The 12,723-nt window shown below is 70.8% G+C and carries 12 protein-coding genes and 1 pseudogene; 5 read left to right on the top strand and 8 right to left on the bottom strand.

Annotated elements, in window-relative coordinates; translation table 11 throughout:
* Positions 1 to 141: 141 nt before the first annotated feature.
* Together ACZ49B_RS22340 and ACZ49B_RS22335 are read left to right on the top strand one after the other, a co-directional pair.
* Positions 142 to 1,002: a 3-hydroxybutyryl-CoA dehydrogenase gene (locus ACZ49B_RS22340; protein WP_468308556.1), complete on the top strand. Its 861-nt coding sequence runs from the start codon at positions 142 to 144 to the stop codon at positions 1,000 to 1,002.
* A 120-nt stretch (positions 1,003 to 1,122) separates the two neighbouring features.
* Positions 1,123 to 1,734 carry a TetR/AcrR family transcriptional regulator gene (locus ACZ49B_RS22335; protein WP_468308555.1) on the top strand — a complete coding sequence of 204 codons (612 nt, stop codon included), beginning with the start codon at positions 1,123 to 1,125 and terminating at the stop codon, positions 1,732 to 1,734.
* A 566-nt stretch (positions 1,735 to 2,300) separates the two neighbouring features.
* Here ACZ49B_RS22335 and ACZ49B_RS22330 read toward each other — a convergent pair.
* Complete coding sequence (locus ACZ49B_RS22330) at positions 2,301 to 2,837, bottom strand: GNAT family N-acetyltransferase (RefSeq protein ID WP_468308552.1); 537 nt, start codon at positions 2,835 to 2,837, stop codon at positions 2,301 to 2,303.
* Between the two features lie 277 nt (positions 2,838 to 3,114).
* Positions 3,115 to 3,858, bottom strand: coding sequence for an SAM-dependent methyltransferase (locus tag ACZ49B_RS22325; RefSeq protein ID WP_468308550.1), 744 nt, complete (start codon positions 3,856 to 3,858; stop codon positions 3,115 to 3,117).
* A gap of 268 nt (positions 3,859 to 4,126) precedes the next feature.
* Here ACZ49B_RS22325 and ACZ49B_RS22320 point away from each other — a divergent pair, with 268 nt between their 5' ends.
* Entirely contained in the window at positions 4,127 to 4,714 is a 588-nt protein-coding gene (locus ACZ49B_RS22320) for an SMI1/KNR4 family protein (RefSeq protein WP_468308548.1), read from the top strand.
* 131 nt (positions 4,715 to 4,845) lie between these two features.
* On the opposite strand, the gene ACZ49B_RS22315 is transcribed toward ACZ49B_RS22320, so the two are convergent.
* Together ACZ49B_RS22315 and ACZ49B_RS22310 are read right to left on the bottom strand one after the other, a co-directional pair.
* On the bottom strand, positions 4,846 to 5,175 hold the full coding sequence (locus tag ACZ49B_RS22315) for an early set domain-containing protein (RefSeq protein ID WP_468308545.1): 330 nt from the start codon (positions 5,173 to 5,175) through the stop codon (positions 4,846 to 4,848).
* 288 nt (positions 5,176 to 5,463) lie between these two features.
* Complete coding sequence (locus tag ACZ49B_RS22310; protein ID WP_468308543.1) at positions 5,464 to 5,631, bottom strand: hypothetical protein; 168 nt, start codon at positions 5,629 to 5,631, stop codon at positions 5,464 to 5,466.
* A gap of 357 nt (positions 5,632 to 5,988) precedes the next feature.
* Here ACZ49B_RS22310 and ACZ49B_RS22305 point away from each other — a divergent pair, with 357 nt between their 5' ends.
* Complete coding sequence (locus tag ACZ49B_RS22305; protein WP_468308541.1) at positions 5,989 to 6,267, top strand: GMC oxidoreductase; 279 nt, start codon at positions 5,989 to 5,991, stop codon at positions 6,265 to 6,267.
* A gap of 147 nt (positions 6,268 to 6,414) precedes the next feature.
* Here ACZ49B_RS22305 and ACZ49B_RS22300 read toward each other — a convergent pair whose 3' ends face one another.
* The 3 genes and pseudogenes from ACZ49B_RS22300 to ACZ49B_RS22290 all read right to left on the bottom strand — a co-directional run bounded on the left by ACZ49B_RS22300 (position 6,415) and on the right by ACZ49B_RS22290 (position 8,639).
* The gene (locus tag ACZ49B_RS22300; protein ID WP_468308538.1) at positions 6,415 to 6,777 is read right to left on the bottom strand and encodes a DUF6193 family natural product biosynthesis protein; all 363 of its coding nucleotides are present in this window, start codon (positions 6,775 to 6,777) and stop codon (positions 6,415 to 6,417) included.
* Between the two features lie 39 nt (positions 6,778 to 6,816).
* Positions 6,817 to 7,156, bottom strand: a pseudogene (locus tag ACZ49B_RS22295) (IS5 family transposase); the annotation flags it as partial.
* Between the two features lie 868 nt (positions 7,157 to 8,024).
* Positions 8,025 to 8,639, bottom strand: a complete 615-nt coding sequence (locus ACZ49B_RS22290) for a TetR/AcrR family transcriptional regulator (RefSeq protein ID WP_468308536.1) — start codon at positions 8,637 to 8,639, stop codon at positions 8,025 to 8,027.
* 52 nt (positions 8,640 to 8,691) lie between these two features.
* On the opposite strand from ACZ49B_RS22290, the gene ACZ49B_RS22285 reads away from it, so the two are divergent.
* The gene (locus ACZ49B_RS22285) at positions 8,692 to 9,678 is read left to right on the top strand and encodes a GNAT family N-acetyltransferase (protein ID WP_468308534.1); all 987 of its coding nucleotides are present in this window, start codon (positions 8,692 to 8,694) and stop codon (positions 9,676 to 9,678) included.
* Between the two features lie 124 nt (positions 9,679 to 9,802).
* On the opposite strand, the gene ACZ49B_RS22280 is transcribed toward ACZ49B_RS22285, so the two are convergent.
* The gene (locus ACZ49B_RS22280; protein ID WP_468308531.1) at positions 9,803 to 12,718 is read right to left on the bottom strand and encodes an ATP-binding protein; all 2,916 of its coding nucleotides are present in this window, start codon (positions 12,716 to 12,718) and stop codon (positions 9,803 to 9,805) included.
* Between the last annotated feature and the right edge of the window lie 5 nt (positions 12,719 to 12,723).

The raw sequence follows: 12,723 nt of genomic DNA, 5'->3' as shown, positions 1-12,723 counted from the left end.
TCGCAGCCCTACCCCACCCACCACCCCCCCCCCCCCCCCCCCCCCCCCCCCCCCCCCCCCCCCCCTCCCCCCCCCCCCCCCCCCCCCCCCCCCCCCCCGCCGCCGCGTACGGCACCAATCCTGCATGTGAAGGGAGAACCGATGACCGATGTGGAACGGGTCGGGATCGTGGGCTGCGGCCTGATGGGATCCGGCATCGCCGAGATCTGCGCCCGTGCAGACCGCGACGTCGTGGTGGTGGAGACGAGCGGGCCGGCCGCGGACGCAGGCCTGAAGCGGATCACGCGCTCCCTGGCGCGCGCCGCGGACACCGGGAAACTGACCACGGCCGAACGGGACGCCGCGGCCGGCCGGATCACCATGACCACGGACATGACCCTGATGGCGGACCGGGACCTCGTGGTCGAGGCCGTGGCGGAGGACGAGCGGACGAAGCTGGAGGTGTTCGCCCGGCTCGACGCGGTGGTGGAGCGCCGGGACGCCGTCCTGGCCACGAACACCTCCTCCATACCCGTCATCCGGCTGGCGGCCGCGACCTCGCGACCGGGCCAGGTGGTCGGCCTCCACTTCTTCAATCCCGTTCCGGTGCTCCCCCTGGTCGAGCTCGTGCCCTCGCTGCTCACCGACGAGGGGACCGCCCGGCGCGCACACGCCTTCGCCTCCGAGGTCCTGGGCAAACACGTCGTCCGCGCCAAGGACCGCGCGGGATTCATCGTGAACGGGCTCCTTGTGCCGTACCTGCTGGCCGCGGTGCGGATGGCGGAGTCCCGGACCGCCTCCGCCGAGGACATCGACCGGGGCATGACCCTGGGCTGTGCCCACCCGCTCGGGCCGCTCGCGCTGGCCGACCTCATCGGGCTGGACACCGTACAGGCCATCGCACGGTCGATGTACGCGGAGTACCGGGAGCCGCTGTACGCCCCGCCACCGCTGCTGGCCCGGATGGTGGACGCGGGCCTGCTCGGCCGCAAGACGGGCCGGGGCTTCCACACCTACCCCTGACCGGCGCGCCCCAACGGCCGGAGCCGAGGGGCGTGATGCGAGAGGATGAGGGTCTGGCGGCCGGCAGCCAGACCCGACCACCCACCTGCCCTGCGGGCGCCGACACGGGGAGTAGCCAACGTGACCAAGGCCGAGCGTGCACTGGAGACGCGCGAGCGCATCCTCAACGCCGCGTGCGAAGTCATCGCCGACATCGGCTTCGAGAACGTCAGCATGCGCAAGGTCGCCGAACACGCCGGCGTTTCGAAGGCGCTGCTGCACTACCACTTCGACACCCGCGAGAAGCTCTTCGCCGAGGCCATGACGCACTCCTTCGCCCAGACGGGCACGGACACCGAGGACGGAGGCGACACGGCCCCGGCCTCGGTCGTCCTGGCCCGCATCCTGCGCAGCATGCTGCCGAGCGACGCGGATCTGCGCCAGGACTGGAAGCTCTGGCAGGAGCTGTGGGTGCGGGCACAGCGCGACCAGACGGCCCGTCACCTCGCCGTGGACCTGTACGACCAGCTCCACGCCTGGGTCGGCGGAGCCGTGGAACGGGGCATCGACTCGGGCGAGTTCACCGAGTGCGACGTCGCCGCGGTCAGCACGCTGGTCCTGGCCCTCTGCGACGGCCTCGGCATCCGTCTGATGCTGGACGACCCCCGGGTCGACCTCGCCACGGCCCGGTCGACGATCTGGGGGGCCATCGCCCCCGCGCTCGGGATCGCCCCGGTCTTTCCGGAGGTGTGACACCTCCCGTCGGGCCGGCCCCTACGCCTTCGATCTGGTGAACCGCGGGGTCCTGTGGACGCGTGACCTACTGCCGTCACGGGGCGCAGCAAGAACAACGTCGACATTTCACCGGCTCGTCGACCCGCAGACCGAGGCGGTCAAAGAGGAACTGCCGGAGGACCTCGGGCCCTCCGACGGCGTATACGACGACATCAGTACCCTCGTTTGCTTCCGGACCTGCCCACGCCCCCCGGCATCGCACCCTACGCAGTCAATGAGTACGTCGGCCTGACACTCAAGGGAACGGAGGCAATGGCCTACCCGGCAAGCGGATGACCACGGCACCCCACACCGGTGCACTCAGCACTCCGACGGGGCCTGTTTCGACAGACGGCGCGGCCCGACGGCGGCGTGCCCGTCAGGCGGCTCGCCCGCAGCTTCGCTCTGCTTCATCCGGAGAGCTTGCGCGGCGCGGAGACGAGCGGGGCTCGAGCCAGAGGTTCAACTGGCCACGGGGTGGCGCAGGTTGAGCGAGGCGATCGGAGCCGGTGGACCGACGGTGGTGCCGCCGGCCCACCGGGTGTCTACTTGCCGAGGTCGCGCTCTGTGACTCCGAAGCGGGCCACGCCTTCGGCGTCTTCGGCCGGGGTGGTGTCGTACCGCTCGAAGCCGGCCTTCTCCAGAACGCGGACGGAGGCCGGATTCGACAGTTCCACGCCGGCGGTCACGGTGTGGACGCCGGGTGCGGTGAGGGCGAAGGCGGCGAGCGCCCGGGTGGCCTCGGTGGCGTAGCCCCGGCCGCGTCGGGAGGCGACGACGCCGTAACCGAGCTCGAGGACCCCCTCGGAGGGTGGCCAGAACAGGCCGATGGAGCCGACGACGATACCGCCGTCCCGCTCGATGATCAGCCTGTGGCCGTAGGTGCCGAGCCAGGCGGGGTTGTCGCGGAGGATGCTCGCGATGACGCCGTCGCCTTCGGAGGGGAAGTCCTCGGCCCACTCGGCCGGCCGGGCGCTGCCTTCGCAGTCGAGGACGGCGAGTACCTCGGCCGCGGTCCAGATGCGCAGGAAGAGCCGCTCGGTGGTCAGTTCGGTGAGGCCCTTGGAAAGGGAGGAATGCACGGGTGACTCCTGGTCGTTGGAACGACCCGGACCGCGTCGCGTGGCTTCAGCGGGCGGACCGGAAAAGGGCATGCTGAGGAAGGTCGCTGACGGCCATATTCATCAACCTCCCTGGACCGGAGCCGTGTTCACGCGTTTTCCGCGCCGAGGCGACGGTAACAGACCGAGCGCAGAACCGGGCTCGGGCTGGGAGGCGTCCGTGCCTGCCTCGGCCGGAGGGGTTGGCGCTCGCTCGTGGGAGGGGGTGTCGGCCACTGCCGGGGCGGCTGCCTCACGCTCACCGCTTGCGGGCGGTCACGAGGGCGAAGGAGAGGTGTTTCCCGCCGTCCTCGGTGAGCATGTCGATCACGGGCCGGTTGGTCTTCTCGCCGTCCGGCTGGTGCTCGGCGCACGCCCGCGCCCACAGCAGCCACTCCCGCCAGGCGTCCTCCTGCAGTCGCGCCGACGTGACGTCCACCAGTTCGGTGATCTCCCACTGGAAGCGCCACCATTCTGCCGTGTGCCAGGCGATGGCCTCCCAGCCGACCACGCGTTTGATGTGGGACGGGATCGCGCCGAGTTCGCGGACCTCGCGGGTCATGGCGGGGGTGGCGATGCCCAGTTGGCCGCCTGGGCGAAGGAAATGGGCCAGGTAGGGCAGGTAGCCGTCGGCGGTGCCGAAGTACTCGAACGCATCGATGCTCACGATCGCGTCGAAGCTCGCCGGCTCGAACGGCAGGGCGTGCGCCTCCGCCCGTACCGCGGACACCCGGTCGCCGACGCCCGCCTCGGTGAAGACGGCGGCCGCCTCCTCGGCGGGTATCCACCAGTCGGCGGCGACGACATCCACCCCGAACTCCCGGGCGAGAAAGACCGATGTGGCGCCCTTGCCGGAGCCGAGGTCGAGGACCCGCATCCCGGGGCGCAGATCGAGGTCCCGGGCCAGGTCCTCCAGAAGCCACAACGGGTTCGGGCCCATGTCGAGGCCGACGAGCCAGGCCGGGTCGTAGCGGGAAGAACGCGGGTAACGGTCGGGCCGCACGAGATCATTCAAAGCAGTCACGGACGAACTCAAACCCCGCATCCCGCCCGCGCGCAAACCCTTTCCCGTGGACATGCCCACCCCGGTCGGAGCATGGCCGTCCGCATGCGGCCCGCCCTCGGCCGTGAACGCCTGGCAGTCGCGCCACCACGGGGCGACCAGCAGCAGGCGAAGGCCATGCGCCGTGCTGGTCGGCAAGCCCTCGGGCGGACCCTGGATCAGGGAGGTCGGATGCGATTCCGTAGCCGGCCTGTGCGAGGCTGCAGCCGTGAACGGTGACGTGATAGGCATCCAAACGGCAGTGTTGCGGCTGGCCGACCCGCACGCGGCGCTCTTGGCGCTGGAGGCAGCGGTCCCGGGGCTGGCGGATCTACGGAGGATCGAGCCGGCCCCCATCGACTGGGTGGCGGCCGAGGCCGCCCTCGGAACAGCGCTGCCGCCAGACTTCAAACTGCTTGCGGAGCAGTACCCGCCCCTGCAATTCGGCGACTACATGTCCTTTCACACCCCGCAGCCCGGAACGGAAGAAGCATGGGCCCAGGCCGTGCTCGAAGAGCGAGAGGACGTGGCTGACCTCCTCGACGTGGAAGGCCTCGGTGACCTGCTCGCTGTCTACCCGGCCCCCGGCGGCCTGCTGATGTGGGGTAGCTCGATCGACGGCGACACGTTCTTGTGGACCACCGCGGGCAGCGGTCCCGAAGAGTGGCAGGTCACTGTCGCCTCCCACAACGGGGATTGGTGGCACTACACCGCCGGCGCGGTCCAGTTCACCGCCGACCTGATCTCCGGAGCCGTTGAACCCTGGGGCCTTCCCCGTGTCCGCCCCGAGGTCCTCGCGATCGGCGGCGGAGCGTAGGCACTCCACCACCTACTCCAAGCACCGCTGCCGGATGGTTCCGAGGCGCCGGCCGGCCCAGATCGGCGGGCACACGGCCGCCGGCCGGCCCCGGGCGCCCCCAGCGTCGTGTCGTGATGCCCCGGGGCGGGTCAGGTGTGGATGTGGCTGTGGCTGTGGCTCTTGGCGCCGTCGTGGCTGTCGGCGCGTTCGTCGTTGAACCAGTAGTCGCCGGCCGCGAGGTAGCGGAAGGAAGACGTGCTGTGGACGGGGAGGGGGACTTGGGCGGCGCGGGCGCCGTCGCCTCGGGGTTCGAGGCGGTGGGCGCCGGGGTTGCGGTGGTTGACGTCCCCGACGACGCTGACCGGCCCCTCCGGATTGTCCGACGGGAGGACGCAGGTGACCTGGGTCCGGCCCTTGAGCTGCTTGCGTTCCAGCACGGTGTTCTCCAGCCGTAGGTCGTCGGGGGTGGGTCCGGGCATGCTGGATGCCGGTCATTTGCCCGGTCCCCGCCGATGAGAGCGGGCAAGGGCATGGGGCATCGGGGCCGGAACGGGGAGGTGCGGTCTCGGGTCCGTTGCGGGGCCCGGCCGGGGCTTCGTCGACCGGCCGGGCCCCGCGTGCGTGGACCTCTCGTCGCCCTGCCACCGTGACACGGACCAGCCCGCACCGCCCGCGCGGGGCGGGGGCGCGTAGGCCGTTCGGGGGACTCGCGTGCACGCCGCCTGGTGTGGCCGCGGCCGGTGCGCCACGGGTACGGCGTCGCGGGGTCAGGTGTCCGTGATCGGGAAGAGCGCGTCGGTGTCGGTCATGGCCCGGAGCAGGGCGTTGAGGCCGCAGGAGTCGCAGAAGGAGAGGTCGGCGAGGTCGACGACGATCTCGCCCGGGCCGATGGGCCCGTCGCCGCCGACCTGCTCGCTACGCTCACGATCAGGCATGACGGCACGCGCCGCTGCCGGGGAAGGACGTCCCGGAAGCACTGCTCGGTCGGGTCTCGGCCCTCGAACTCCTCGCCGGCGCCCCGCTGCGCCCGGTCGCGTTCGCCGCGGTCGGGGCCTGGGCAGACGCCGGCGGACGCACGGGAGTCCTGATGACCGGGATGGCCGCGTGTCTGTTGACCTCTCTCCCCCTGCTGGCAGACCGGTCGGTCCGCATCCTCTCAAGTGGTCCCTCAAAGAGTTGATCACACGGACCGTACGCCTCCACGGTCCCGCTCAGAGACGAACGTGGGGCTCTGATCAGTTCGATGTGTCACGGCCTGGGAAGGTGTCGTCCCCGCGGACAGTCACTTCGACATGACGTCGATGCCTCCTCGAGTCGGCTGGTCGCACGGCGGACGTCGCTGGGAAGGCTGCTGCCACACGTTTGGGACGGTGGGGATGTCGCAGTCCCGTCACGCCGGCGTGACGGAGGTGGCCGGGCGGGTTCACGGTCTCTACAACCTGTACATCGCCGGGCTCGCGCGCTTCCCGACGGCTGGTTCCCACAACGCGGCGGTCTGGCCGCCGCTGCCCGCGCTCGCCGACCGCTTGGCCGCCCCGGCCCGAGGCTTTGCGGCGGCCGATTCGGTCTGACGGGAGCGACGGGTCCACGACATCGCTACGTGCCCCCTCCGCCCGGCGTCGTCACGCCGGCCGATCGTGGGTCGGCGGGACCAAGGGTGAGGAGCCGCTCTTCGGTGCGGGACTCGGAGGATGTTCGCCCCTTCATTCCGGTCTGTTTCAGGGGGAGTCCGACTCCTGCCAGGGCCCCTCCACGGCGGCCCCGCAGTCGCTCGGGAGGTGTGCGACGACGAGCGCGGCCGCCTCCTGGGGTGTGGCCACCTCGCCGAGGAGTTCGGCGTGGCCGGCGGCGTACACCGAGTAGGACTTTTCTCCGCCGGCTATGAAGGGAAGGTCGTTGCTCCACGGGAAGTCTGTGTTCCGGTGGAAGGTCAGGCAGCCGTGGCCCGGAAACGGGTACAGCTGGCGCAGGCGCGACTCTGCGAACGCGGCTTCGATCACCTCAGGATCCCCGCGGCGGGCTTCGGGGTGGCGCTCCAGCAACATGCGCCAGGTCTTCTCGACCACGGTTTCCGTACTCATGTCACTGATCATGGGCAGGGGCGCCTGCAGGAGCAACCCTCAGGCATGTCGGCAGGGTGGTATGCCCTTGTCTGTGGAATATCGTGGTGTGTCGCGCCAAGTGCGTGTGGATTCGCCGGTGAGGCAGTGGGCTCATGAAGTTGATCAACGCGAGGTGCACCATGGCTTCGGGGCGGTGGGGCTTGGCTTCGTAGTCGCGGGCCGAGCGGCGGTGGTTCATGCGCCAAGCGAGGGTTCTCTCGACGGTCCAACGTCGTGGAAGAACAGCGAATCCCCTGGTGGTGGGATCGCGACGGACGATGTGCACGTTGATGCCGAGGGTGGCGGCGTGCTCGACGAGGTGCTGGCGGTAGCCGCCGTCGACCCAGGTCTCGCGGACATGGGCCCGCACGATGGTGGAGTCGACCGAGATGCCCCAGCCGATCTCACCCGCCGCGCCCGCCGCCCCGAAGGCCGGACCAGTCCTGGACGACGCCACTCCGTCTCTGAGATCCCGTCTACCGGTCGTACACGAGGCAGCGACTCGGGAGGCGGCACGGACACGGTCAGCATCTACGATGCCACCACGCCGCATCCGGATCTGCCAGCGGCTCATGGTGCGTTCGCTTGAGTAGAACCACGTCCAGGTGTTTGACCTGTACTCGGAGTTCGGTGGCGGCCTTCGGTGGCAGCAGAAGCAGAGCCTCCTGCAGCTTGTCCCGGGCCCAGCCCTCGCCGCAGCAGGGGCAGGTGAACTCGGCCTCCCATTGCCTCCACCGGCGCTTGGTGCCGTGAACGCGCACGGACCATACGCTCAGCGCCACTGACACGAGGCCCGGAGACAACCGCTCCCGTTCGAGCACACGGACGGCAGCATTCGCGGCCCCCGACACGCCTGGGACATCGCGATACCGAACCCAGGGTCTTCCCCCACCGCGTTGGCGCGGTCGAAGTGAAGTTTTCGACGTCAACTTTACCGAGCTCGCGCCCGACATCTTCAGCGCGGACCGGCTCGCGACGCTGCCCGCCACGGCCTTCCCGCCCTCCACCGCAGACACCGAGAGCGTCCGCCCCCTGCAGACCGTCGGCGTACCCAACGGGACGCTCCGGCTGCGTGAGCCCGACGATGGGTGATCGCCGGCCGATGTGGCCTACGCACCGCGCGGTCTGCGCGGTGTGGTGGTCGCCTTCCTGCGGCTCGGCCCTCATCGAGCACGAGGGGGTGCAGCTTGGCCCGCGCCTTCGTCTTCGTCCACTCGGTGAACCGGTCAGCTGGCGTCGCCGGCGGAGCGCGGCAGCGCGGTCGAGGCGAGGAAGTCGTCGAGCATGCTGATCTGTACGTCCTCGGGGAATCGGCCGGGGTCGAACAGGGCCTGGACGACGAGTCCGTGGGTGAAAGCGACGACGGCGGCCGAGAGGTGTTCCGGGTCCGCCGCGGTGGGGAGTTCCCCGAGGTCGCGTGCGGCTTCGAGGTGCGGGCGGATCGTCGAACGCAGCCGGGTGTAGCGATCGGCCTGCTCCGTGGTCAGCCCGTCGTCGGCGAGGGAGAGGTCCCATGAACTGACCCAGATGCGGTTGCGGGCGATGTCGCCCGGGGTCAGCGGCAGGATGTCCAGCAGCATGGCCCGCACGGTGGCGAGCCCCACGGCGGGACGCGCGCGGCGGGGACGCTCTGCGGTGCGCTTCTCCAGCAGGTCCAGGGCGTGGGTGATCAGGGCCCGTTTGGTCGGGAAGTAGTGCATGAGCATCCCGGTCGAGACCCCCATCGCAGCAGCGACGGCACGCAGGGTCAGCCCCCCGAACCCCTTGTCGGCGAGGACCTGCCACACCGCCTCGGATACGTCCTTGCGGCGGGCTTCACGGTCTCCGGGTGCAGGCGGCATACTGCCATCCTACGTACCGAACGCTTGTTACGCACCAGAGAGCGAGACTTCCATGTTCACCTTGCCGCTCGGCGACCATGCTCAGCTCCGCCCCCTGGAGCCCTGGCAGGCACCGGAGTTCCTCGCCCACATCGACCGCGCCCGGGCCTCCGTGGACCCGTGGATTCCCTGGGCGACGTTCAGTACAGACCTCGACTCGGCCACGGCCACGCTCCAGCGATATGCCGACCGGCTGGCCACGGACACCGGCGGTATCTACGGCATCTGGCTGGACGGCACGCTGGTCGGGGGTGTCATGTTCACCCGCTTCGACAGCGCCTCCGGGGTCTGTGAGATCGGGTGCTGGCTGGAGTCGGCCGGGGAGGGACGGGGCCTGGTCACCCAGGCCTGCCGGGCACTGATCGACCGGGCCTTCCGGGAACGCGGGATGAGCCGCGTCGAATGGTGGGCCACGCCGGGCAACACCCGCAGCATCGACGCCGCGCGTCGGCTGGGCATGACCCGTGAGGGCGTGCTGCGGAAGCGTTATCCGTACCGAGGTGTGCGGCACGACAGCGAAGTCTGGTCGGTACTCTCCGAAGAATGGCCGCCTCTGGGGGAAGCGTCCGCTTCCGGAGTCCGGGGCGTCCGGGCCGAGCTGGACCGGCTGATGGGCGTGTTCGTCGGTGCTTTCACCAACACCGGCGACCGCCGGCCGGACCTCGGCGTCATCCGCGACGTCTTCATCCCCGAGGGCCGGATCATCGCGAACGTCGGGGACGAGCCCGTGATCTATGACCTCGACGCGTTCATCGAGCCCCGGCAGAAGATGCTCACCGACGGGACGCTGACGGAATTCTCCGAATGGGAGGTCGCCGAGCGGACCGAGATCTTCGGATCCATCGCGCACCGGTTCAGCGAATACCGCAAGTCCGGCTACCACAACGGCGTGTGGTTCGAGGGCTCCGGCCACAAGACCACTCAGTTCGTCCGGACCCCGTCAGGATGGAAGATGTCCTCGCTGGCCTGGGACGACGCACCCACCGCCCGCCCCGAATGACCGCGCGGCGGACCCTCGTCCCCGGCCGCCTCGTCCGCGTGGCCGGGCTGATCACGCCAAGAGCGCGACGGGGAGGACCGTCGGAGTCCATCCGCCCAGCGGTCACGGTGTCCGTCGCTGGGCCTTACCTCGGCGATACCTCGTCAGCTTTGCGAGCCAAGATGTCGTGGATGCCGGCGTGGACGTCATGCCTCGTGACACCCAGTTTCTTGAGTGTGCGGGCGACGTGGTGTTCCACGGTCCGGGGCGAGAGGAACAGGGCCTCGGCGATCTCCCGGTTCGTTGCCCCTTCGGCGAGCATGCGGGCGACCTCCTGCTCGCGCGGCGAGAGCCGGTCCCCATAGCCACGGCGGCCGGGCAGTGAGGGGCGGGCCAGTCCCAGCTCCCGCAGCACGTGCCGGCAGCGTGCCGCGTCGAGCGTGGCGCCGAGACGGCAGTAGATCTCCATGGCCCGGGAGAGAGCTTCGGCGACCTGGCCCGGGTCGGTGCGGGCGAGCGCCCGCGCATGCAGCTCCGAGGCACGAGCGACGTCGTACGGACGGTTCATGCCGTCCCAGAGTCGGCGGGCGGACTCGAAGTGCCTGGCCGCTGCAGCGGGATCAGCGTCCTGCAGCAGGAAGCCGCGGGCGAGGTGGATGTCGGCGGTGGCGGCGGGCGCGTCCCGGCCCTGCATGCCGCGTTCGGCATCGGCGGTGAGACCCTCGGCCTCCCGGCGCCGGCCGCGGGCCAGGGCCGTCGCGACCGCGGTGGGAATCAGGCCGTTGCTCCTGGCCCATGCACGGGCTCTGCGCATGGCTTCCACGGCGGGTGTGGCGGCTGCCCAGGCCGCTTCCGGCTCTCCTTCGGCGAGTCGGACCGAGGCGATCCCGGCAGCCGCGCGGACCGCCGACGTGACCTGGCACTCCCTGTCTCCATAGGCGGCAGCGGCACTGAACAGCTCCAGGGCGCGGGCGCGTTGCCCGGTAGAGGCTGCCAGCAGGCCGCAGGTCAGGGCCTGCTCCGCGGTGGCCATGGCGATGTAGGGGAACTGCGCGCCGAGGGCCGAGAACCGTTCCTCGAGACCGGCCCAGTGCCCGGCGAGCCCGTCCAGGCGTAGTTGGGCGGTGCGGCTGTAGCACTCCGCCCGCGGATACCCGACGTGCTGGGCGAGTTTCCGGCTCTCCTCCAGCAGAGCGGCGGCCCTTTCGGTGTGCCCGAGTTCGATGGCGATCTCACCGACGTTGAAGAGGGCGCGCGTTGTCTGGCGCAGGACGGCCGGATCGTCGGAGTGGCGCGGCAGTTCTTCCACGAGCCCCCATACGGAGGGGTTGCCGTCCCTGGCCATGACGGTGAGCCGGGTGACGTCGAGCGCCGCCCGGGCGGCCGCGTCGGAGCTGCCCCGCAGTGCGTCGTGCGCCCGCTCCATCCACGTGTGGGCCTGCTCGGAGGCGCCGTCCTGCTCGTTGGTGGCGAGCACGGCCATGGCGCGGCAGGCAGCCTCCGGATTGTCGGCCAGCTCCTCGACGGCCTCCTCCAGTTCCCGGCACCCGGCACGGTCGCCGGCGTGGTGCACGATGAGGATCCCGAGACTGAGCCGGATCTCGCCGCGCACCGTGGTCGGCAGCTGCGCATCGGCGAGGATGCGGCGCAGGACTGCGGCGCTCTCGGTGTAGTCCACCGCGTTGACGGCTATGCGGGCCAGGGCCAGTGCGGCCCGGCTGCGCAGGCCGGAGTCGGTCCACTCTTCCGTGAGGATCCGGTGCAGAAGGGCTGCCGCCGTGCCGTCGTCACCCAGGGTGACGGCCTGATCGGCGGCGGCCTCCGCCTCTTGGAGCCAGCTCTCCCGATCGCCGAGCGCCAGGGTGTGGTGCGCGATCTGAACCAGCGGGGGCGGCGACAGTGCCCGCAGGGCTTCGATCGCCCGCTGGTGCAGTCGGTCCCGCCGAGGGCCGGGAATGTGCTGGTAGACGACCTGCTGGGCGAGGACGTGCCGGAACCCGTAGCGGGTCGCGCCGCTCTCGCGCAGGACGCGGGATTCCAAGGCCTCGGTGAGCCCTCGGGCGCCGTCCTCGGTTTCGAGGCCGCTGACCTGGGAGAGAAGGGCTTCCGTCGCGGGAACCGCGACCACGGCCGCTGCTTCCAGGACCGCCACTCCCGGCGGTGACAGTCCCGCCAGACGCTCGGTGACCGCTTCCTGCAGTTCCCTGGGCACCTCGGCGTGCTGCAGTTCGGTGACGTAGTCGCCGACGGTGGCGAAGTCGGCGTACCGGCCGTGACCGGCAAGGGTGATCAGGTCCTCCTCGGCGACCAACGGCAGACCTGCGCTGCGCTGGTAAAGCACCTTGCCCACCGCCGCGGCGGCCTGCGCACCAAGGGCCGCGGCGGCCAGCTGCCGGACATCGCACTCGGACAGGGGGGTCAGGTGGATCTCGGCACCGCCGGTACCGGGCGGTCGGCGGTAGGCGGCTCCGAGCACGGGTGCGTGGTCGGGCAGGTCCTCGCCGCGGTAGGTGAGGACGAGGGTGAGCTGTTCGGGCAGGTCACGGGCGAGGAGCAGGAGCAGCTCCCGAGTTGCCTGGTCGATCCAGTGCACGTCCTCGACGACCAGCACCGCCGGGCTCAAAGCCCCGAGCACCGTGCGCGCTGCCTGGACGAGTTGGTACTTCTCGGCGCTGAGGTCAGGGGGGCGGGGGAGCGGGGGCGGCAACCGGTCCGACAGGTCCGGCAGCAGCGGAACCAGGGCACCCGCGGTCGGAGGGATCTTGCCGACGGGCGGGAGCCATGGGCCGACGCGGCGCAGGGCGTCCACCACGGGTCCGAACGGGAAGGGCTCACGCAGCGGGTGGCAGAGCCCGGTCAGTACCCGCCCGCCCTCGGCGGAGAGTGCTGCGGTGGCTTCGTGGACCAGACGGGACTTGCCCATGCCGGCCTCCCCCTCGACCATGACGACCGCAGGGGGCCGGCGCATGGCGTCGAGCAGGAGCTCCAGCTCCCGTCGGCGACCGACGAAGGGCAGCTCTCCGCCGGAGTCAGTGTCCGGGTGATCGAAACGGAGCGCCATGGAAG

It is taken from the genome of Streptomyces sp. NPDC031132 (assembly GCF_055570595.1).
This window is presented reverse-complemented; position numbering and strand designations above follow the sequence as displayed.